We start from the raw sequence: 21,920 nt of genomic DNA, 5'->3' as shown, positions 1-21,920 counted from the left end.
TCTCTAATAGCCACTACCAGTTATAAGAACTGGTGGCTTACTGAGTTATTGGTTTTATTTCAAACGCTTAACCGTTCAGCTCCTCAAAGCTTATGAACGGTTATTTTTGTTGTCTAAGACAAGCGCTAAGATACCGAAGATAATGGTCACAACAAGCGTTGCAAAACCAATCATCAGTCCTAGCGCTGCTTCAACGGACAAAAACATTGCTCCTTTCGTTAAAGTAAGAAGAATTGCGCATAAGCATCAACCTCCTTTCTCAACTCAGAAAGTCCTCGTTCATATAACTTTTATGACTAAAATAAGTATACCATCAAATTACTACATAAAATCTGACAACGTTAATTTTTCTTCTTAAAAATGACTTGCATCTAACGCATCGACCATTTCTTGTTCATTCCAAACGGTCACGCCTAAGCTTTCAGCTTTGGTTAATTTACTGCCAGCATCTTCGCCAGCAACCACAATGTCAGTTTTTTTCGAAACGCTCCCTGTAACTTTTCCACCAAGATTTTCAATTTTTTCTTTAGCTTCTTCGCGAGTGTACTGCGTTAATTTCCCTGTTAAAACAACTGTTTTGTCTTTGAAAGGTGACTCCACTTCTGCTAATTGTTCTGTCCGGAGACCTTTATATGTCAAGTTCACTTGGGCTTTTTCCAGTTCAGCCATTAATTCATGAACTTCCTCATTTTCAAAATACGTCACAACGCTGTCGGCGATTGTTTCACCAATTGAATCCAAAGCCACAATTTCTTCCGCAGTTGCTCGACTTAAGGTTGATAAATCACCAAAATGCTCCGCTAAAATTTTCGCCGCTTTCGCCCCCACATGGCGAATCCCTAAGCCAAAAATCAAACGTTCGACAGAGTTTTCTTTACTCCCTTGAATGGCAGTATAAATGTTGTTTGCTGATTTTTCTTTGATTTTATCCAAAGTCATTAACTGTTCTTCTGTTAAGAAATACAGATCCGCTACGTCTTTCACTAATCCTTTGTCATACATTTGTGCTAACACTCTTGGCCCCAAGCCATCAATGTTCATTGCGTTTCGTGAGACAAAGTGATTCAGCCCTTCTTTAATTTGCGCAGGGCATTTTGGATTAATACAACGTAACGCCACTTCCTCATCTAAATGCACCAACTCACTATGACAAATTGGACAATGTGTCGGCATTTCATAAGGCTGACTATCGGCTGCACGTTTTTCAACTAGGACTTGCGCTACTTCTGGGATAATATCGCCGGCTTTGTAAATAATAACATGATCATTTAAACGGATATCTTTCATTTGAATAAAATCTGCATTATGCAAACTTGCCCGACTAACCGTGGTTCCCGCGACTCGTACAGGAGCCATGACCGCAGTAGGAGTGACCACCCCCGTGCGCCCAATTGTCCATTCAATATCTTCCACTACTGTTTCTGCTTCTTCTGGTGGAAATTTGTAGGCAATCGCCCAGCGAGGTGCTTTGACAGTGAAACCTAATTCATCTTGTAACGCAAATTCGTTCACTTTAATCACAATTCCATCAATTTCGTATGGCAAAGTGCTCCGCTTTTCATGGTATTCTTCAATGTAGGCCCAAACTTCATCGATTGACTGACATAATTGCCGTTCGGGATTGGTTCTAAAACCAATTGCAGAAAGCTCTTCTAATGCCTCAAACTGCGTCTTCGCTTTCATTGGTCCAAAGTCAGCAACTGTGTATAAAAACGTATTTAAGTTCCGTTTCGCCACAATTTTTGTATCTAATTGGCGCAAGCTGCCCGCCGCTGCATTCCGAGGATTGGCAAAAATATCTTGGCCATTTTCTTCACGTTCTTCATTCAATGCGACAAAGGATTGTTTAGGCATGTAGCACTCGCCACGAACTTCCACTGAAATGGGCTCCGTTAAGCGCATTGGTACAGAGCGAACCGTTCGTAAGTTCTCTGTAATGTTTTCACCAACCGTTCCATCGCCTCGTGTTGCTCCGCGTACAAACACCCCGTTTTCATAACGTAATGAAATTGCTAACCCATCAATTTTTAACTCGCAACAGTAAGCAACAGGTTTACCAATCGCCTTACGAACACGTTCATCAAAAGCAAAAATGTCTTCCTTGCTAAACCCATCATTTAAACTATACATTGGAATGTCATGCGGAGCTTTTTCAAAACCAGATAAAACTTTGCCACCTACACGTTGTGTCGGCGAATCTGGCGTGATTAAATCAGGAAACTCCGTTTCAATATCGACTAACTCTTTATACAAACGATCGTAAACATAATCTTCTACGGATGGTTGATCTTTGACATAATATTCATGGGAATATTGATTGAGTTGTTTTCTTAATTCTTGCGCACGAGTTGTCGCCGCCGTTAATGTTAATGGTTGTTGTTCCATCGTAGAACTCCTCCTCATAAGTGTAATGCTCCTATCGTCTTTTTAACACATTTACACTAAGATAGAAAATAAAAAGAATTTATCTAATGATGATTTCTCATTAAATCGCTGACCTATTTTGCATGTTAAATTTTTTCAATTGGTGCAAATGCCGCTAACAACCGTTTTATGCCTTTTTCTGGGAAAGCAATGTCCAACTCTAAGTCTTTGGCCGAACCGCCTACACGAACGACTGTACCAACGCCCCATGCTTTATGTTGGACCTTATCACCTGCTTGCCAAGAAACTTTTTCGCCACCACTTGCCACTTTGTTGCTAACTGATTTTGTAGCTGGCTGTGTATAAGCTGGTTTACTTGCGCTGGGCTTGAATACTTTAGGATCAAAGGTGCGCGCTGGAGCTTTCTGTAAATTGGCCGCCGCCCCTTGTTTCATTAAACGCTCCGCCTCAATTTCTTCTAAAAAGCGACTTGGTCGATTATATTGCGTGCGACCATATAATGTTCTCGAATAAGCATTCGTTAAGAACAGGGCTTCTTCCGCTCGTGTGATACCAACATAAGCCAAGCGCCGTTCTTCTTCCAGTTCACTTTCTTCTAGCATGGCACGTGATAATGGGAAAACCCCTTCTTCTAAGCCCATTAAAAAGACCACTGGAAATTCCAGCCCTTTGGCCGCATGCAACGTCATTAAGGTTACTTGTGAAGAGCTCTCTTCTAAATTATCTAAATCAGAAACCAAGGCTAAATCTGTTAAGAAATCTGCCAATTTTGTTTCTTCGCCATTTGGATCGTCGTTATTTTGCGCTTCAAAACGTTTATCAAATTCTTGAGTCACAGATAAAAATTCGTCCAAGTTTTCTAAGCGAGCTTGAGACTCTAAATTATTTTGCGCCATCAAAGCTTCCCGATAACCACTACGTTGTAAAGTTTCTTTCACCAATTCTGTAATCGTTAAATAGGGCACTGTTTTCGTTAAGTCTTGAATCATCATGCCAAAATTACCAAGCTCTTTACCCGCTTTTCCTGAAATATTTGCCAAATCAACATTTTGGGCAGCTTCCAGCAAAGCCCAACCATGCGTATCCGCAAATAGCCGTAATTTTTCAATTGAACTTTTACCGATTCCTCGTTTTGGTTCATTGACAATTCGTTCAAAACTAATCGAATCATCTGGATTGGCAATCAAACTTAAATAAGCCAAAATATCTTTAATTTCTTTACGGTCGTAGAATTTATGTCCGCCCACCATGGTATACGGAATATTAGATTTCAAGAGCATTTCTTCCACTACACGGGATTGAGCATTGGTCCGATATAATACCGCAAAATCACCATAAATTCGGTCATTTTCCCGCATTTCTTTTTGGATTTGGCTCACAATAAATTGTGTTTCATCCCGTTCTGTGTCTCCACGATAATAGACAATCTTTTCACCGTCTATATTTTCTGTCCACAGTTCTTTCTCGCGGCGGTTACGGTTATTTTTGATGACATCATTCGCAGCCGCCAAAATGTTTTTGGTGGACCGATAATTTTGTTCTAGCAAAATTACACTGGCATCTGGATAATCTTTTTCAAAATCCAAGATATTTTGCATATCCGCCCCGCGCCAACCATAGATACTTTGGTCGGCATCACCTACGACACACAGATTTTTGAAACGTGCAGCCAATAAATTGACTAAGGTATATTGTGCATGATTGGTATCTTGGTATTCATCCACATGAATATAGTGAAATTTATTTTGGTAGAAAGCTAACGTATCTGGTTGTTCATTGAATAAACGAATCGTATTCATAATCAAATCATCAAAATCCATACATTGGTTTTTGCGTAATTCTTTTTGATAGGCTTCATAGCATTTTGCGACAATTTCTTCATATAAGGAACCTTGCATTTCAGCAACTTTTTCAGGCGTTTGTAATTCATTTTTGGCATTGCTAATCGTACCTAAAATTGAGCGAGGATCATATTTTTTTGAATCAATATTTAAGTCGTTTAAGATGCGTTTCATTAATGTTTTTTGTTCCGATGGGTCAATAATTGTAAAATTACGGTTGTAATCAATCTGATCCACATCACGACGTAAAATTCTTACACACATGGAGTGAAAAGTGGAGACCCATACATCTTCGCCACCCGTTTCCAGTAATTTATTTACACGCTCTTTCATTTCTTTAGCAGCTTTATTGGTAAACGTAATCGCCAAAATATTCCATGGATTTACTTCTTTTTCCTCAATTAGATAGGCAATTCGGTGTGTTAAAACCCGCGTTTTTCCACTACCAGCACCAGCCATGACTAACAGTGGTCCTTCTGTATGCAAAACGGCTTCTTCTTGTCGAGGATTCATTCCCTGAACCAAGGCATGTTTTTGTGTCATATTAAACGTCCTCTCTCTTTTTTCAATCTTATACAGTATACCAAAAATCCCTTTGAAGTTCTTTAGAAAAGAACAAAAAATCTTTTTCTTTTTATATGAAATTTTCTTGTAAATCAAGTCAAACCGCAGTACATTAGTAAGTAGTGATGGAGGCTAAAAATGAAATGAATAATGATGTACATGAAATTAAACAATTAGATGGTACCCGAATCGGCTTTATCCTTAAAGGCATCGTCGTCGGAATCCTGGTCGGCTTTGTTGTCAGCTTATTTCGCTTAGGCATTGAAAAAATTGGCGAACAAGTCGTTCATCTGTATCAAACGTTTCACGAAAAACCCTTTTGGATGATTCCTTGGTTCTTATTTTCTCTCGTACTTGCTTATTTATTAGGACGACTGATTAAGAGCGAACCAGCAATTAAAGGCAGTGGCATCCCCCAAGTGGAAGGACAACTTCAAGGTCAATTAGAAATTCACTGGTTTCCAGTGCTTTGGAAAAAATTTATCGGTGGGATCTTAGCGATTAGTCCTGGGCTATTTTTGGGACGTGAAGGTCCTTCAATTCAACTAGGTGCAGTGGTTGGACAAGGCTATAGTCAATGGCGGCAAAGCACCAAGTCTGAAGAAAAAATTTTAATCAGTAGTGGTGCCAGTGCTGGTTTAGCCGCCGCTTTTAACGCACCAATCGCAGGACTTTTATTTGTTCTAGAAGAGGCTCACCATTCCTTTTCACCTTTAGTTTGGTTAACCTCTTTTTCTGCGGCCATTTCCGCTAACTTTGTTTCTTTGCATTTCTTCGGATTGCAGCCAGTTCTTTATATTGGTCCGGTTAAATCTTTGCCTTTAGAGTACTATTGGACATTAGTCCTGCTGGGCGTTTTGCTAGGATTATTAGGTTGGATATATCAAAAAACATTGTTGTCCTTACCAAAAGTATATGGAAAAATCAAAGGCCTTTCTTCTAATTATTATGGTTTTATTCCTTTTATTTTGATTTTACCGATTGGTTATTTCTTTCCACATTTACTTGGCGGTGGGAATCAAATTGTTTTAGCTTTAGGCAATCAACCGGCCACGATTTGGGCTTTAGTCGGCTTACTGGTTTTACGTTTTGTTTTTTCAATGGTTTCTTACGGATCGAATCTCCCTGGTGGTATTTTCTTGCCTATTCTAACTTTAGGTGCCATTATCGGAACATTGTATGGTAGTCTACTTGTCCAATACGTAGGGATGGATCCAATTTTTGTGAAAAACTTTTTAATTTTTGCCATGGCTGGTTATTTTACTGCGATTGGTAAAGCACCGTTAACAGCGATTATTTTAGTAACAGAAATGGTCGGCAATTTTTCTCATTTAATGTCTTTAGGGGTTGTCGCTTTAGTTAGTTATATTACCATCGATAGTCTTGGCGGCAAGCCAATTTATGAAAGCTTATTAGAACGTTTGGTTCCTTCTAAAGTAAGTAATATTCGTGGCCACAAAACGATTATTGAATTACCTATCACTGCAGAAAGTTCCTTAGATGATACGATGGTACGTGATTTTGTCTGGCCTAAACAAATGTTGCTCACTTCCATTCGCCGTGGCGAATCGGAAATTTTAACACATGGTGATACTGTTATGCATGTTGGCGATGTGCTCATTATTTTGACCGATGAAAAACTCGCTTACCAAGTCAAAAAAGAGATTTATCAAAAAACTTTACCGAATGATTTAGTGAATTAAAGAAAGCTGCTGAACTCAGGTTCAGCAGCTTTCTTTTTTTCTTATGACTGTTTTTTAATTTTTTTGAATGTTTTTGACCGTTTTAGATTGATTAGCGTTTTCATTTGTGCTATTATATCCATGAAATGAGGGATGAAAATGCTTACGGAAGAACGACATCAAAAAATTTTACAATTGTTAGATCAAAAATCAGTCGTCAAATCACAAGAACTTGCTAGCTTGTTCAATGCTTCAGAATCCACAATACGCCGCGATTTACAAGAATTAGAAGACGCCAATTTGTTAGAACGCATTCACGGCGGCGCTAAGCGTATTCTTAATTTAGGCTTTGAACAAAACATGACGGAAAAATCAATCAAAAACACGCACGAAAAGCAAAAGATTGCTTCTTTAGCCGCTAGTTGTGTACAAGATGGCGATATGATCTATTTAGATGCTGGTTCAACCACGTTAGAAATGATCCCTTTTTTAGTTGGGAAACAAATCCATGTAGTGACGAATTCCGTACATCATGCTGCAAAACTTAGCGACATGGAAATTCCCACTATTATGCTTGGTGGTACTTTGAAGCTCTCCACTAAAGCAATCATTGGTGCCACTAGTATGGAACAGCTACAACATTTTCGTTTTAACAAAGCTTTTTTAGGAACTAACGGCGCACATTTAGAGTTTGGTTTAACAACGCCTGATCCCGAAGAAGCAGCGCTAAAAGCCTTGGCTATTCATCAAGCAGAAACAGCCTATGTTTTACTGGATCATACAAAATTTAATGAAGTAACGTTTACCAAAGTGGAAGAATTAGAGTCAGTTACTTTACTAACTGACTACTGCCCTGCTGAATCGCTTCAAGGATTCCAGCAAAAAACTATTTTAATGGAGGCAAACAAATGATTTACACAGTGACTTTAAACCCTTCTATCGACTTTATCGTTCATGTCGATCATCTACAAATTGGTGATTTGAATCGGATGACGAATGATTTTAAATTACCTGGCGGCAAAGGAATCAACGTTTCACGTATTTTAAAACGTATGGAGACAGAATCCACTGCCTTAGGTTTTTTAGGTGGTTTTACAGGCTCATTCATTGCCGATTGGTTGAAAAAAGAAGAAATCCAAACGAATTTCACTCCCGTGTCTGCTGATACACGAATCAACATTAAATTGAAATCAGATACTGAAACAGAAATTAACGGCTTAGGACCTGCTCTAACAAACGAAGAAATTCAAGAACTAAAACAAGCAGTTAGTCGTGTTCAGGCTGGTGATATTGTTGTTCTTTCAGGAAGTACACCTGCTTCTCTACGCAAAGGATTTTACGAAGAGTTAATCCAAATTGCGAAGGAAAAAGGCGCAGAATTTGTTATTGATACGACAGGTGAAGATTTAATGAACGCTTTGTCACAAAAGCCTTTATTGGTCAAGCCAAATAATCATGAGTTGGCAGAATTATATCATACAACCTTTACAAGTGTTGAAGATATTTTACCTTATGGACATCGGTTACTAGAAGAAGGAGCGCAACACGTAATTATCTCAATGGCTGGTGATGGTGCATTACTTTTCACAACAGAAGGTGTTTATCGTTCCAACGTTTTAAAACGTCCACTGAAAAATTCTGTCGGCGCTGGCGACTCAATGATTGCTGGTTTTATTGGCAACTTTTCAAAAACACAAGATCCTTTAGAGGCTTTCAAATGGGGTGTCGCTTGCGGTAGCGCGACCGCATTTTCTGATGATTTAGCCTCAGAAGATTTTATCCAAGAACTTATTCACGAAGTAACAATTGAAAAAATTTCAGAATAAATCCACTAAGGGAGGAAAATAGAGTGAACATTAATGATTTATTAATAAAAGATGTCATGATTATGGATTTACAAGCTACTGATAAAAAAGGCGCGATTGATGAAATGGTCCAAAAATTATACGATGGTGGCCGCATCTCTGACATTGACACTTACAAAGAAGGAATTTTAAAACGCGAATCACAAACATCGACTGGTTTAGGCGACGGCATCGCTATGCCTCACGCAAAAAACAGTGCCGTAAAAGAACCGACAGTTCTTTTCGCTAAAAGTAAAAAAGGGGTTGATTATGAAGCACTAGATGGACAACCTACTTATCTATTCTTCATGATTGCTGCTCCAGAAGGCGCTAATGATACACATCTCCAAGCGCTTGCGGCCCTTTCTCGATTACTTATCGATCCAGACTTTGTTGGCAAATTGAAAGAAGCGGAAACTCCAGAAGCAGTCCAAGCTCTTTTCCAAGCAGCAGAAGATCAAAAAGAAGCGGAAGAAAAAGCAGAACAAGAACAAACAACGCCAGCACCAGAAAGCAATCGTAAATATATTATTGCTGTGACTGCTTGTCCTACAGGAATTGCTCACACTTACATGGCTGAAGATGCACTGAAGAAAAAAGCAAAAGAAATGGGCGTAGACATTAAAGTAGAAACAAACGGTTCAGAAGGAATTAAAAATCGTTTGACTGCTGAAGATATTGCTCGTGCTGATGGCGTAATTGTCGCAGCCGATAAAAAAGTAGAAATGAATCGTTTTGATGGTAAAAAATTAGTCAATCGTCCCGTCAGTGATGGAATTCGTAAAACCGAAGAACTAATTAACTTAGCCATTAGTGGTGAAGCTCCTACTTTCCATGGCAGTGACTCGGCTGCAAGCGACCAAGAGGATTCAGCGGAAGGTTCAATCGGTTCTCGTATCTATAAAGATTTAATGAATGGTGTTTCTCATATGTTACCTTTCGTTATTGGTGGCGGAATTGCCATTGCTCTTTCCTTTATGATTGATCAATTTATCGGAGTTCCTCAAGATCAATTAGCCAATTTAGGGAATTACAATGACGTAGCTAGCTGGTTTAACCAAATTGGTGGCGCAGCATTTGGCTTTATGTTACCTGTCTTAGCTGGTTTTATTGCTTCTAGTATTGGGGATCGTCCAGGCTTAGTTGCTGGTTTCGCCGCTGGTGCGTTAGCAAACGCTGGAGGCGCTGGGTTCCTTGGGGCCCTAATCGGTGGTTTCTTAGCTGGTTATGTAGTGGTTCTTTTACGTAAAGTCTTCAAAGGCTTGCCAAAATCATTAGATGGAATTAAAACCATTTTATTCTATCCAGTTTTTGGTTTGATTATTACGGGCTTATTAATGTTAGTCATTAACATCCCGATGAAAGCAATTAATGATGCGTTAAATCATTTCCTACTTGGCTTAGATGGCACAAATGCAGCTTTACTTGGTGCTTTATTAGCTGGTATGATGGCCATCGACTTAGGTGGACCAGTTAACAAAGCTGCTTATGTTTTCGGTACAGCTACGCTAGCAAGTACTGTTGCAGAAGGTGGCAGCGTGGTCATGGCTTCTGTAATGGCTGGCGGAATGGTTCCTCCATTAGCAATTTTCGTAGCAACTCGTTTATTTAAAAATAAATTTACAAAAGATCAACAAGATGCCGGCTTAACCAATATTGTAATGGGACTTTCTTTTGTCACTGAAGGGGCAATTCCTTTTGCAGCAGCTGACCCATTACGTGTGATTCCAAGTTTCGTGGTAGGTTCTGCCTTTACTGGTGCGTTGGTTGGTGCGTTTGGTATCAAATTATTGGCACCACATGGAGGAATCTTCGTCGTCTTCCTATTAAGTAATCCATTACTATATCTATTGTTCATCTTAATTGGGGCGATTATTTCAGGAATTGTCTACGGACTTTTGAAAAAACCTGTCGAAGTACCTGCTTAAAAAAAACAGCAAAAAAGCGATTCAACCATGGTTGAATCGCTTTTTTATTATTATTTTCTCTTTATCGCATAATTTTCTAAATACTCAGGATTTCCTTTGCTTCTCATATACGTATACACGCTCATCACAAAGGCCCCAAGGGTATTGGTAAATAAATCCCCCATCGTATCCATTAAAGCAGCACGCCCAATAAATGGTTGGCCGTTGGACATATTATAGCGTTGTAAATTCATGTTCCCTAATGAATCGCAGATAAATTCCCAGAATTCCCAGAAAACGCCACAAAGCCCTGCAAATGCAAACCCAAATAATAAAAACAACCACGGGGAAACATCGGCGTACTTCGTTTTCTTCAATAGGAAACCAGCAATACCATAACCAACAGCAGTTAACAGCATCGGACTAACAAAGTGTAAAATTTTATCCCAGAACGAAATGATTGAAATCATATGCAACGAGGTTCCTAGGAATACTGAAATAAATAAGAAAAACCAGTAAAAATAAACGATGGTCGGTGGCATAATAATTTTTAAAAATTTATTGACAAGATCCGGTAAAAAGATCAGCCCAATTCCAAGTAAACATTCGATAACAAACGTCACACCTTGTTTTGTTGAATACTTGGCCGTAAAAAATTCCCAGAGATTGTACGTCAAGCATAAGATGCCAAACACCACTAATCCATAATTAATTTTCGAATAATTTTTATCCATTTTGACACACCCTTTCAAAAGTTATTTTATATGAAAAAAACTGTAGATGAAAGACACCTTCCATCTACAGTTTTAGAAAACTCTATCGAATGAAGAGCTTATTAAAAATGTTTATTTTTCAACAGCTGTTTCAGTAATTGTTTCAACAGCACGTTTCATACGAATATCGTGTTCTAACATGTCGTTGTTTAATACTTTACGTACTTGCGCTTCAGGCATGTTGTATTGTTCTGCTAAATCTTTCACTTCAGCATCGATGTCTTCTTGTGTTACTTCGATGTTTTCAGCTTTGGCAACTGCTTCAATCACTAAGTTTGTTTTTGTGCGTGTTTCTGCTTCGCCTTCAAATTGTTTGTGTAAATCTTCTTCTGTAGAACCAGTTAATTGGTAGTACATTTCAGGAGAAATTCCTTGGCGTTGCATGTTGTTTAAGAATTCATCCATTGAACGGTGAACTTCGTCGTGAACCATTACGTGTGGTAATTCAACGATTTCAGCATTTTCAACAGCTAAACGAATTGCTTCTTCGTCTTTTGCTTCTTCAGCTGCTGCTTCTTTTGCTTCTGTCAATTCTTTACGGAATTTTTCTTTTAATTCGTCTAATGATTCTACTGAATCGTCAACGTCTTTTGCAAATTCATCATCCAATTCTGGTAATTCTTTTGCTTTTACTTCATGAACAGTTACTTTGAAGACTGCTTCTTTACCAGCTAAATCTTCTGCTTGGTAATCTTCAGGGAAAGTAACGTTTACTTCTACTTCTTCGCCAGCTTTTTTGCCAACTAATTGGTCTTCAAAGCCTGGAATAAATGAATTAGAACCTAATTCTAATGAGTAATTTTCGCCTTTGCCGCCTTCAAATGCTTCGTCGCCTAAGAAGCCTTCAAAGTCGATAACTACAGTGTCGCCATTTTCAGCAGCGGCATCTTCTTTGATTACTAATTCAGCTTGAGATTCTTGTTCGCGTTTCAAACGTGCTTCCACGTCTTCATCTGTTACTTCACGGTCTTGTTTAGACACTGTTAAGTTTTTGTATTCGCCTAATTTTACTTCAGGTTTTACAGTTACTTCAGCAGTGATAACCCAGTCTTCCCCTTTATTCATGCTTTCAACATCAATTTTTGGTTGTGCTACTGGTTCAATTCCTGCTTCTAATACAGCCGCTTCATATGCTTCTGGTAAAACAGCGTTTAACGCATCTTCGTATAACGCTTCTTCTCCATACATACGGTTAAAAACAGTACGTGATACTTTTCCTTTACGGAAACCAGGTACGTTTAAGTTTTTTTTCACTTTATTGAACGCTTGCGTTAATCCTTTTTCGATTACTGCTTGTTCGATTGAAAAAGTTAATACACCATCATTAGTGCCTTTTTTTTCCCATTTCGCAGACATTTGTTTCCCTCCGAATAACATTTAATTTTATACATCAAACTTTATTTATGCATACCTTTAAATAGTACACTATCCCTAGGAAAATGTAAATATTTTAAGTGCTAAGAAGTGAAAGAAAGACTCGATTTTTAGCAAACTATCAGTTTTTTAATTTTTTCGGATTAAAAAAGCATAGAATTTCGAGAAATTTCCTTCTTAAAACCCTAAAAGATTGTGAACAAAATATCTTGTTCATCATCGGATGTAATCGCTTTACTTTATGAATGGCCCATTATAGAATGTATGTACTCAATATTTACGTATTATATATTTTCGTCATTATACATATAATATCAAAAAAGGAGGGGATGGTTTTGAATAAGTTCGTCTGGGGAATCTTTTCTTGCATCATATCATGGCTTTTTTTATCGCTGACTCAACCTTTGATGGCTCATTCTGAAACACTGAACCCTACAACTCACGCCTCTACTTTTAGTGAAACATTTACCTCAGTTTCAACAGAACAACAAACAACTCAAGCAACCGATATCGTGGAACAAGAAACCGAGCAAACCCATGCTTCCTCTGAAAACGATGAACCTATGGCACCTATGCCAGCTAGTGTTTCTGTTGGTAATAGCACCTTGAAAAGTACCTTAAGTACGGGAACGTATAACCAAGATATTATCTCACTTTCATATGAATACAGTGTGACACTTATCGGCTTAGCAATTAATGATCGGCCGATTATTGCTATTCAACTTCCTACAGAAATTTCAAGTCAGTTAGATAACGACACTCTAAAGCAACAAGATTTTCTGACTCTTTTAACAGGGACCGTCAGTTATCCAGGAACAGCCACTCAAGATATTCACAGTTCAACTAACGGCGTCAGTCTCTCTTATAGTAGCACTTATCATTCTGTTTATCTGACTTTTCCAAGTAGCACCTTGGTGTTACTTCCCGGAACCAAATGGTCTGCCGCCATTTCGTTTGATGTGGGCGCACTTTATAAACGAGGAATTTCAATCCCTCCTGCTCTTAACGGCAAAGACTATCCGATTCGAGGAACCTTTACAGATGTCGGCACTGGATTAGGTGCAATTAATATTATTATTGGAAACAATACAAAAACAGGCGTAATTAGCAAAGCTCAACTTAGTTTAGGGAATTACCCCGTTCCTCAAGTCACACCAGCCAAACTAACTCAACCAAATCATCTGGACACTACTGTAACAGGGACCATTCAACAAGTACAAGACCCAAACTATAACTACTCTGTTCAATTAACCTTGAACCGCCATGATGGCACCACTACCCCCATTGTGGTGAAAGGGATTTCTGTCGATGCAGCCGGAAATTTCTCGACATCTTTAGCTTCACCATTAGAATATGGCGACACGCTCTCTACAATTGTCTTTGCTCGTTCAAAAACGTCAACCGACTATATTCAAAGCAGCCCCTCAGCTGACCAAAGTGTCAATTGGTCAATCCAACCAGTCACAAACGTAGTCGCTAATGCCGGATCAACTCAACTTTCAGGTAAAGCTTCTCAAGCATCTAACGGAACCTATCAAGTTAAAGTACAAATAAATGGTGGTTCTATTTTCACAACGTCCTTAGATTCCAATGGCCATTTTCAATTTGCTAATTTACCCACTTTCCAAGGGGGAGAAACGGTCAGCTTGTGGGTCCAAGGTCTCAGCAATCGCACTGGCCTGCCTTTGCTAACCAGTTCTACTGTTTCTCAAACAGTTGCTTATCCTGTGCCTCAACTAACGGTCACGCAAACCATTGAGCGGAAAAATGCACAAGGGCTCTGGGAAGCTGCAAACTCTGTCGTAAGTGGTCAAATCATTCGTTTCACGTTAATCACACGTTTAACCAATCAACCAGCAACGTGGATGAATCAGCAATTACGAGCAACGGTGCCTAAAGGACTGGCTCAACTTTCAGCTGCTACATTAACAAAACAATCAGCAGCAGGTTTAAGTACGCCAATAGCTGGGCTTCAACTTTTAACTGATAGTTCCACTGGTTTGCCGTATTGGAGTTATCATAATTCGCTGACAGCAGATAATTTTACGGAAGCCAATACACAATTCACCTTACAATATACAGCAACGGTTACAGAAGAATGGATAAACCAATTTCTTTTATTTTCTAGCACGGTTACTGGCAATGATGGTGGCGGAACGCCAATTACGCCAATTACTAAGGAACAGTCTTTACCTATCAAAAACGGTACCCTCCGTTTTGTGCAGATGCCAACTACAGTTTCCTTTAAAAATTTACCTTTTCCCAGCAAACGAACCATATACTCACCATCGACCATCAGCGCTCCTTTCCTCATTGCCGATGGTCGTGTTGCAAAAACACCATGGCATTTGTTGGTAAGAGAGAGTCAGCCCATGCATTCAACTTCTACAAATAAAACGATCCAGCAAGCTTTCATTTATCGAAAAAATGGCAGTGATTTTCCTATCTCCTCTTTAGCAACCGAAGTTTATCAATACACCGCAACGGACGATAACAATGTAGAAATTCCTTGGAACCAACAAAATGGACTTTTTTTAAGCGTTGCTCCTGACCTTAATTTAACGGTCAAAGAATCTTACACTGCCGAATTACAATGGATTCTTTCTGATACACCCCTCTAATTAGGATTTAGCTTTTTTAAAAGTTAAAAATAAACAAGAAAGAAGGAATAAAAAATGAAAAAGATCGTGCGCATTTCAAGCATTTTGTTCGTTGCAACGCCTCTTATGCTTTTAAATAGTCCAAAAGTTGAAGCAGCTCAAGTCGCTTCTATTCAATCCAACGCTGATATTACGTTTGCTCTTGATAATACTGTCACGCCACCTGTCAACCCGACGAACCCTTCTCAGCCTGTGACACCTAATCCTGCTGATCCTCATCAACCTGGTACAGCCGGACCCCTAAGTATTGACTATGTTTCAAATATCCATTTTGGATCAAAACAAATTCAAGCCGGAACAGCAATCTATTCGGCACAACTGGACCAAGTACAAAATAGTACTGGCGATTTAATTAGCGTGCCAAACTATGTTCAAGTAACTGACAAACGTGGTCTAAATCTTGGCTGGAAATTATCAGTTAAACAGAGTGCGCAATTTGCTACAAGTGATTCAACACCCGCTGTTTTGGATAATGCATCCTTGACCTTTTTAGCAGCAACACCCAATTCAACACAGTTACTTTCTTTGGCGCCATTAACGGTCCCAGTAACCTTGGATCCAACTGGTGCTGCTACTTCTCCTGTGGCGACTGCCGCTCTTTCAACAGGAATGGGCACTTGGACATTAGCTTTTGGTAACGGAGCGACCGCTGCTCAAGGCATTCAATTAACTGTTCCTGCGACAACGAAAAAAGTTGCAGCTAAACAATATAAAACAACGCTTACTTGGATTTTGGATGATACACCACTTTAAAAGAAAACAAACAAGGTATTGCATGAAACAACTTCATGCAATACCTTCTTATAAAAAATTGTCAAAAAGGAGTGCACACTATGAATCAGCAGCTTTTTAAATGGCTCCATGCTATTAGCGTCATCATTTTTTTATTTTTTATTGGCTCTTATTCTGTAGAAGCAAGCGAAATGACTTTTTCTGTAAAAGCCATTTTACCCGACAATCAACGAACCAAAGAGACAAGTTATTTTGATCTACGTGTCGCTCCAAACCAAACACAAAAGCTACAAATCGAACTAACGAATCAAACAGCCAACGACATTACCGTGCTAGCTTCAGCCAATGCAGCGATTACTAATGATAATGGCTTGGCAGATTATTCTCATGCTGAAACAAAAAAAGATCCATCTGCACCTTTTACCTTTAATGAGATTGCGCAATTACCAAAAGAAATCTACCTACCTAAACACTCAACCAAGACTGTTGAATGTCAGCTTACTTTACCGGAAAAACCATTTAATGGTTATGTTTTAGGAGGACTCTACTTTGAACAAAAGTCAGATGAACAACCTGCTCACTCAGAAAACGGCGTGGCCATCAATAATCGTTTTTCTTATGTAGTCGGTGTCTTACTTAGTGAAACAGATGAACCTGTTCAGCCAAAATTATCTTTAAATGAAGTAAAAACCGATCAAGCTAACGGTCGTAACCGCGTATTAATGAATCTCCAAAACAAACAAGCGGCTATGATTAAAAAATTACAAGTCGATGCCTCTTTATATTATGAAAAAGAAGCTAAACCTCGCTACGAAAATCACCAAGAGTCGTTAACAATGGCCCCTAATACAAATTTTAATTATCGGATTGACTTAAAGGAACAACCTTTTGTTCCTGGAAATTATACTGTAAAAATCAAAGCAAACGATGGCTATCAAGACTATTCGTGGGAAAAACACTTAGTCATCCAAGAAAAAGAAGCTAAAAAATACAATGCTACCGCCGTCAACCTCCCACCTGAAAAGCACACCAATTTCCCTTGGAAACTGGTGTTTAGCATCACGCTAGTTTTTCTATTCATTTTGGGAAGCACGATTTATTATTTCAAGAAAAAAATACGTGAATCGCAACAGTAAAAAAGCACATCGACAATTGTCGATGTGCTTTCATAATCGCTTAATTATTTTGTATATTCTTCAACTAATGCAACGACTTCTTCCATCGTGTCGCATTCTTTTAATGCGCGGTCAGCAAGTTCAGCCATTTTAGTTGTGTCTAGACGTTTCATCAAGCTACGTGTTTTAAGGATAGATGTAGCACTCATTGAGAACTCATCTAAGCCCATACCCAATAGTAATGGAACAGCTGTTTGATCGCCCGCCATTTCACCACACATACCAGCCCATTTACCTTCAGCGTGTGCTGCATCAATTACATTTTTAATTAAACGTAAGATTGATGGGTTGTATGGTTGGTATAAGTAAGAAACGCGTTCGTTCATACGGTCTGCAGCCATCGTGTATTGGATTAAGTCGTTGGTTCCAACACTAAAGAAGTCTACTTCTTTGGCAAATTTATCAGCTAATACGGCAGCTGCTGGAATTTCAATCATAATACCTACTTGGATATCGTTTGAAACTTCAACACCTTCGTTGACTAATTTTTGTTTTTCGTCTTCAAAGATTGCTTTCGCTGCTCTAAATTCTTTCAAAGTAGCAACCATTGGGAACATGATACGTAAGTTACCATGAACAGACGCGCGTAATAATGCACGCATTTGTGTACGGAACATGCCGTCACCTAGTTCTGATAAGCTAATACGTAATGCACGGTAACCTAAGAATGGGTTCATTTCGTGTGGTAATGTTAGGTAAGGAAGCTCTTTGTCCCCACCAATATCCATTGTACGAACCACAACTGGTTTTCCTTCCATTCCTTCAAGAACTGCTTTATACGCTTGGTATTGGTCCTCTTCAGTTGGAAAGTCAGATGAATCCATGTATAAGAATTCTGTACGATATAAACCAACAGCTTCGCCGCCGTTTTTGTGTACGCCTGCTAAATCTTTTGGTGTACCAATGTTTGCAGCTAACTCAACATGTTTGCCGTCAGCTGTCACTGTTTCTGCATTTTTTAGTTTATCCCATTCTGCTTTTTGATCTGCATAAGCTTTTGCTTCTGCTTCAAATTCAGATTTTTCAGCATCTGTTGGGTCAATAATAACATCCCCAATGATTCCGTTCACTGCTAAAATATCGCCTGCTTTTACTTTGTCAGTAATTTCTTTTGTACCAACGATTGCAGGGATTTCTAACGAACGAGCCATGATTGCTGAGTGAGAAGTACGTCCGCCGATGTCTGTCACAAAGGCTTTAACATACGTACGGTCTAATTGTGCAGTATCACTAGGTGTTAAGTCATGGGCAACCACGATTACTTCTTCGTTAATCATTGAAGGATTTGGAAGAGTCACACCTAATAAATGTGCTAAGATACGTTTGGCAACGTCACGAATATCTGCTGCACGCTCTTGCATGTAAGCATTATCGTCCATTGCTTCAAACATACCAATATACATATCCGTAACTTCTTTCAAGGCAGCTTCTGCATTGACTTTGTTGTCTTGGATATTTTGTTTGATTTGACCAACCATTTCTGGGTCAGATAAAACCATTAAATGAGCATCGAAAACTTGCGCTTCTGCTTCACCAAGGCTTTGAGCTGCTTTGTCACGAATTGCTTGCAACTCTTCAGTAGATTTTGCTAAAGCATCGTCTAAGCGAGTTGCTTCTGCTTCAGTATCTTCTACGGAAGTTTTGTTGAAAGACAAGTCAGGTTGAACTAGCAGGTAAGCTTTAGCAACAGCAACGCCATCACTTGCGGCAATCCCTTTTAGCATCTCAGACATTATTCAGCCAATCCTTCTTTTTGTAATGTTTCAACGATTGCTGCCATTCCTTCAGCTTCGTCAGCACCATCAACAGTGATTGTTACGTCAGAACCTTGACCAACGCCTAAAGACATAACGCCCATGATTGATTTTAAGTTAACAGATTTACCTTTGTATTCTAAGTTAATATCTGAGTTAAATTTGCTTGCAGTTTGTACTAATAAAGTAGCTGGACGTGCGTGAATTCCTGTTTCTGCTACAATGTGAAATTCTTTCTTTTCCATATAAATCGGTCTCCTTCGTAAATAAAAAATTTTTATGTTAGGGTTTTCCTTTCTTGATACGCTAAAATCAAACGTCTACTCGAAAAAAGACCCTTTCAGTTTCTAAGATTACCATTTTTTTCTATCTTACACAACACTTTTTGCTTAAATTTCGTGATGTTTTGCACTGACTATTCTTCCTCTTTTTGGTAACGATAAATGATTCGTCCATTTAACCCCGCTTCTCCAACAATTTCCGCGCGGTCAGGCAAAGAAATCCAAGCATCACGAAATTGGAAAAATTCATTTTGCTCCACGATTAATTCAGAGATTTCTCCAGCTTTTAATGAAGCAATTTTTTCTACAAAAGGATTTTCAGCCATTGATTTCACCACTCTTTCTCTTAAATATCAACTCTTATAGTTTACTTGAAAATGGCGCAATTGTCTGTAAAAAAATCGAATCTTTGTCTTTTTTTAAACAAGGTCTTTTACTTGATTCTCTTACAAAAAATGCTATAATAACCTCAAAGGTCAAAAATGGTCAAGTGGTTTTATAGACAGAATTTATTCCTGCTATCTAGCACTTGGCTGGTTTGAAGAAAAATGGTCTGTTTACTAGAAATAATAGAACAAACAACTATTTTTCTGGCCTCAGTTATTTTGAAAGGATGTGTTTCATTCAATGATTTGTCAAAATTGTCAACAAAATGAAGCAACAATTCATTTATATGCAAATGTGAATGGTCAAAGAAAACAACTGGACTATTGCCAAAGCTGCTATCAAAAATTAAAAAATCAAGCAAATAATTCCCCTCAAAATATGGGACAAGACCCTTTTGGCTTTGGGAGTTTAGACGATTTATATCGCTCTCTTTCTCGCCAAATGCAACAAGGGAATCCTTATGAACAACAAACACCACCCACTCAATTTGGTGATGGTGGTAATGGCGGTCAACCCCCTCGCGGAGGCGCTGGCGCTGGTCAAGGTTTACTAGGCGAGTATGGGATTAACATCACCGAAGCGGCACGCCAAGGAGATATCGATCCTGTGGTAGGACGTGACCAAGAAATTAAGCGTGTCATTGAAATCTTAAATCGCCGTACAAAAAACAACCCCGTTTTAATCGGTGAACCAGGTGTTGGTAAAACAGCCGTTGTCGAAGGTTTAGCCCAAAAAATTGTCGATGGCGATGTGCCCCAAAAATTATTGGACAAAGAAGTCATTCGTTTAGATGTGGTTTCACTTGTTCAAGGAACTGGTATTCGCGGACAATTTGAAGAACGGATGCAAAAATTGATTGAAGAAATCACTGAAGCTGAAAATGTCATTTTATTTATTGATGAAGTCCATGAAATTGTGGGTGCCGGTGCTGCTGGTGATGGCAATATGGATGCTGGCAATATTTTAAAACCAGCCTTAGCACGTGGTGAATTACAATTAGTCGGTGCCACAACTTTAAATGAGTACCGTATTATTGAAAAAGACGCTGCCTTAGAACGTCGGATGCAACCAGTCCAAGTAGATGAGCCAACCGTTGCCGAAACCATAACGATTTTACATGGTCTGCAAAAACGTTATGAAGATTATCATCATGTCAAATATACAGATGAAGCGATTAACGCAGCAGCAAACTTATCCAACCGTTACATTCAAGATCGCTTTTTACCAGATAAAGCGATTGACTTGTTAGATGAATCTGGTTCAAAAATGAATCTAACTATTCAACTCGTCGATCCAAAAACAATTGATAAAAAATTAGCAGAAGCGGAACAACAAAAACAACAAGCTTCTGCAGAAGAAGATTTTGAAAAAGCGGCTTACTATCGTGATCAAATCAATAAATTACAAGCAATGAAAGAAAAACAAATCAGCGATGAAGAAACACCCGTCATCACTGAAAAAGATATTGAAGCCATTGTGGAACAAAAAACTGGCATTCCTGTCGGTGACTTAAAAGAAAAAGAACAAACCCAATTGAAAAATTTAGCTGTTGACTTAAAAGCTCATGTTGTCGGACAAGATGATGCCGTCGATAAAGTAGCTAAAGCGATTCGTCGCAATCGTGTAGGCCTAGGCAAACAAAACCGCCCAATTGGTTCCTTCTTATTTGTAGGGCCAACAGGCGTTGGTAAAACAGAATTAGCAAAACAATTAGCCTTTGAGCTATTCGGTTCAGAAGATTCGATGGTTCGTTTTGATATGAGTGAGTATATGGAAAAACACAGTGTTTCTAAACTGATTGGTTCTCCTCCAGGCTATGTTGGGTATGACGAAGCTGGACAACTCACAGAAAAAGTCCGTCGTAATCCTTATAGTTTAATTTTATTGGATGAAATTGAAAAAGCGCATCCTGATGTTTTACACATGTTTTTACAAATTCTCGACGATGGTCGTTTAACAGATGCACAAGGTCGTACAGTCAGCTTTAAAGACACCATCATTATCATGACAAGTAATGCTGGAACAGGAGCTGTGGAAGCCAACGTTGGGTTTGGCGCTGCCCGTGAAGGTGTGACTAAATCTGTTTTAGGTCAATTGAACAACTTCTTCACTCCCGAATTCCTTAACCGTTTCGATGGTATTATCGAATTCAAAGCATTAAGCAAAGAAAACCTGATGAACATTGTCAGCTTGATGTTAGAAGAAGTAAATGGCTTATTAGCTAAACAAAAATTACACATTGAGGTTCCAACAGAAGTCAAAGAGAAACTCGTTGATTTAGGTTATGATCCTGCAATGGGCGCTCGTCCTTTACGTCGAACGATTCAAGAACAAATTGAAGACGGCATTGCTGAATACTATCTAGATCATCCTGAAAATCATCAATTAGTCGCAGCGTTAGATAACGAAGGTAAAATTATCGTAACTGGCGCACAAGAAGTGACTAAAACAGAAACTTCAACATCTGACCAAGCAGAATAATCAAAAATCCACACGCATTAATAACAATGCGTGCGGATTTTTTTATGCTTTTCACTTTTTATTTTCATCAAAAAAAACTA

At 38.8% G+C, this 21,920-nt stretch carries 17 protein-coding genes; 9 read left to right on the top strand and 8 right to left on the bottom strand.

Translation table 11 applies throughout. The features are described 5' to 3' along the window. Nucleotides 1-90: 90 nt before the first annotated feature. The gene (locus tag IGM13_RS03020) at nt 91-177 is read right to left on the bottom strand and encodes a hypothetical protein (protein ID WP_306173767.1); all 87 of its coding nucleotides are present in this window, start codon (nt 175-177) and stop codon (nt 91-93) included. Between IGM13_RS03020 and IGM13_RS03015 the strand changes: the two genes are divergently transcribed. Next, entirely contained in the window at nt 143-358 is a 216-nt protein-coding gene (locus IGM13_RS03015) for a hypothetical protein (protein ID WP_002382998.1), read from the top strand. The two genes, IGM13_RS03020 and IGM13_RS03015, sit on opposite strands and share 35 nt — an antisense overlap. On the opposite strand, the gene ligA is transcribed toward IGM13_RS03015, so the two are convergent. Beyond that, complete coding sequence (ligA, locus tag IGM13_RS03010; RefSeq protein WP_002375948.1) at nt 355-2,385, bottom strand: NAD-dependent DNA ligase LigA; 2,031 nt, start codon at nt 2,383-2,385, stop codon at nt 355-357. The two genes, IGM13_RS03015 and ligA, sit on opposite strands and share 4 nt — an antisense overlap. Nucleotides 2,386-2,510: 125 nt before the next feature. Beyond that, complete coding sequence (gene pcrA / locus IGM13_RS03005) at nt 2,511-4,769, bottom strand: DNA helicase PcrA (protein ID WP_033591648.1); 2,259 nt, start codon at nt 4,767-4,769, stop codon at nt 2,511-2,513. A gap of 164 nt (nt 4,770-4,933) precedes the next feature. Here pcrA and IGM13_RS03000 point away from each other — a divergent pair, with 164 nt between their 5' ends. From IGM13_RS03000 to IGM13_RS02985, 4 genes are all read left to right on the top strand, one after another. Next, nucleotides 4,934-6,493, top strand: a complete 1,560-nt coding sequence (locus IGM13_RS03000) for a ClC family H(+)/Cl(-) exchange transporter (protein WP_033591646.1) — start codon at nt 4,934-4,936, stop codon at nt 6,491-6,493. 138 nt (nt 6,494-6,631) lie between these two features. Next, on the top strand, nt 6,632-7,384 hold the full coding sequence (locus IGM13_RS02995) for a DeoR/GlpR family DNA-binding transcription regulator (protein ID WP_002381250.1): 753 nt from the start codon (nt 6,632-6,634) through the stop codon (nt 7,382-7,384). Further along, nucleotides 7,381-8,298, top strand: a complete 918-nt coding sequence (pfkB, locus tag IGM13_RS02990) for a 1-phosphofructokinase (protein ID WP_002382994.1) — start codon at nt 7,381-7,383, stop codon at nt 8,296-8,298. The genes IGM13_RS02995 and pfkB overlap by 4 nt, the downstream gene beginning before the upstream one ends. 23 nt (nt 8,299-8,321) lie before the next feature. After that, complete coding sequence (locus IGM13_RS02985; protein ID WP_002355558.1) at nt 8,322-10,244, top strand: PTS fructose transporter subunit IIABC; 1,923 nt, start codon at nt 8,322-8,324, stop codon at nt 10,242-10,244. A gap of 50 nt (nt 10,245-10,294) precedes the next feature. Here the strand turns inward: IGM13_RS02985 and IGM13_RS02980 are convergent, their stop codons facing one another. Both IGM13_RS02980 and tig read right to left on the bottom strand, forming a co-directional pair. After that, nucleotides 10,295-10,957, bottom strand: coding sequence for a hypothetical protein (locus IGM13_RS02980; protein WP_002419986.1), 663 nt, complete (start codon nt 10,955-10,957; stop codon nt 10,295-10,297). Between the two features lie 111 nt (nt 10,958-11,068). After that, nucleotides 11,069-12,352: a trigger factor gene (gene tig, locus IGM13_RS02975; RefSeq protein ID WP_002355556.1), complete on the bottom strand. Its 1,284-nt coding sequence runs from the start codon at nt 12,350-12,352 to the stop codon at nt 11,069-11,071. A 263-nt stretch (nt 12,353-12,615) separates the two neighbouring features. Here tig and IGM13_RS02970 point away from each other — a divergent pair, with 263 nt between their 5' ends. The 3 genes from IGM13_RS02970 to IGM13_RS02960 are packed head-to-tail and all read left to right on the top strand — an operon-like array spanning nt 12,616 to nt 16,898. Then, nucleotides 12,616-14,991, top strand: a complete 2,376-nt coding sequence (locus IGM13_RS02970) for a hypothetical protein (RefSeq protein WP_002419985.1) — start codon at nt 12,616-12,618, stop codon at nt 14,989-14,991. Between the two features lie 54 nt (nt 14,992-15,045). Continuing rightward, on the top strand, nt 15,046-15,783 hold the full coding sequence (locus IGM13_RS02965) for a WxL domain-containing protein (RefSeq protein WP_002382990.1): 738 nt from the start codon (nt 15,046-15,048) through the stop codon (nt 15,781-15,783). A 35-nt stretch (nt 15,784-15,818) separates the two neighbouring features. Then, entirely contained in the window at nt 15,819-16,898 is a 1,080-nt protein-coding gene (locus tag IGM13_RS02960) for a DUF916 and DUF3324 domain-containing protein (protein ID WP_002419984.1), read from the top strand. 44 nt (nt 16,899-16,942) lie between these two features. On the opposite strand, the gene ptsP is transcribed toward IGM13_RS02960, so the two are convergent. From ptsP to IGM13_RS02945, 3 genes are all read right to left on the bottom strand, one after another. After that, nucleotides 16,943-18,670, bottom strand: a complete 1,728-nt coding sequence (gene ptsP / locus IGM13_RS02955) for a phosphoenolpyruvate--protein phosphotransferase (RefSeq protein WP_002382988.1) — start codon at nt 18,668-18,670, stop codon at nt 16,943-16,945. Then, nucleotides 18,670-18,936, bottom strand: a complete 267-nt coding sequence (locus IGM13_RS02950) for a phosphocarrier protein HPr (RefSeq protein WP_002355551.1) — start codon at nt 18,934-18,936, stop codon at nt 18,670-18,672. The genes ptsP and IGM13_RS02950 overlap by 1 nt, the downstream gene beginning before the upstream one ends. Before the next feature lie 170 nt (nt 18,937-19,106). Continuing rightward, the gene (locus IGM13_RS02945) at nt 19,107-19,298 is read right to left on the bottom strand and encodes a hypothetical protein (protein ID WP_002366170.1); all 192 of its coding nucleotides are present in this window, start codon (nt 19,296-19,298) and stop codon (nt 19,107-19,109) included. Between the two features lie 301 nt (nt 19,299-19,599). On the opposite strand from IGM13_RS02945, the gene IGM13_RS02940 reads away from it, so the two are divergent. Further along, nucleotides 19,600-21,840 carry an ATP-dependent Clp protease ATP-binding subunit gene (locus IGM13_RS02940; protein ID WP_002386935.1) on the top strand — a complete coding sequence of 747 codons (2,241 nt, stop codon included), beginning with the start codon at nt 19,600-19,602 and terminating at the stop codon, nt 21,838-21,840. Nucleotides 21,841-21,920: the final 80 nt, after the last annotated feature.

The sequence above is a fragment of the Enterococcus sp. DIV0561 genome (genome assembly GCF_050539875.1).
GTDB lineage: Bacteria > Bacillota > Bacilli > Lactobacillales > Enterococcaceae > Enterococcus > Enterococcus faecalis.
This window is presented reverse-complemented; position numbering and strand designations above follow the sequence as displayed.

Bases quoted from the DNA above. Each gene is read 5' to 3' on its own strand.
- IGM13_RS03015 (WP_002382998.1), top strand. From the start codon at position 143: ATGGTCACAACAAGCGTTGCAAAACCAATCATCAGTCCTAGCGCTGCT.
- ligA (WP_002375948.1), bottom strand. From the start codon at position 2,385: ATGGAACAACAACCATTAACATTAACGGCGGCGACAACTCGTGCGCAA.
- pcrA (WP_033591648.1), bottom strand. From the start codon at position 4,769: ATGACACAAAAACATGCCTTGGTTCAGGGAATGAATCCTCGACAAGAA.
- IGM13_RS03000 (WP_033591646.1), top strand. From the start codon at position 4,934: ATGAATAATGATGTACATGAAATTAAACAATTAGATGGTACCCGAATC.
- IGM13_RS02995 (WP_002381250.1), top strand. From the start codon at position 6,632: ATGCTTACGGAAGAACGACATCAAAAAATTTTACAATTGTTAGATCAA.
- pfkB (WP_002382994.1), top strand. From the start codon at position 7,381: ATGATTTACACAGTGACTTTAAACCCTTCTATCGACTTTATCGTTCAT.
- IGM13_RS02980 (WP_002419986.1), bottom strand. From the start codon at position 10,957: ATGGATAAAAATTATTCGAAAATTAATTATGGATTAGTGGTGTTTGGC.
- tig (WP_002355556.1), bottom strand. From the start codon at position 12,352: ATGTCTGCGAAATGGGAAAAAAAAGGCACTAATGATGGTGTATTAACT.
- IGM13_RS02970 (WP_002419985.1), top strand. From the start codon at position 12,616: ATGGCCCATTATAGAATGTATGTACTCAATATTTACGTATTATATATT.
- IGM13_RS02965 (WP_002382990.1), top strand. From the start codon at position 15,046: ATGAAAAAGATCGTGCGCATTTCAAGCATTTTGTTCGTTGCAACGCCT.
- IGM13_RS02960 (WP_002419984.1), top strand. From the start codon at position 15,819: ATGCAATACCTTCTTATAAAAAATTGTCAAAAAGGAGTGCACACTATG.
- ptsP (WP_002382988.1), bottom strand. From the start codon at position 18,670: ATGTCTGAGATGCTAAAAGGGATTGCCGCAAGTGATGGCGTTGCTGTT.
- IGM13_RS02950 (WP_002355551.1), bottom strand. From the start codon at position 18,936: ATGGAAAAGAAAGAATTTCACATTGTAGCAGAAACAGGAATTCACGCA.
- IGM13_RS02945 (WP_002366170.1), bottom strand. From the start codon at position 19,298: ATGGCTGAAAATCCTTTTGTAGAAAAAATTGCTTCATTAAAAGCTGGA.
- IGM13_RS02940 (WP_002386935.1), top strand. From the start codon at position 19,600: ATGATTTGTCAAAATTGTCAACAAAATGAAGCAACAATTCATTTATAT.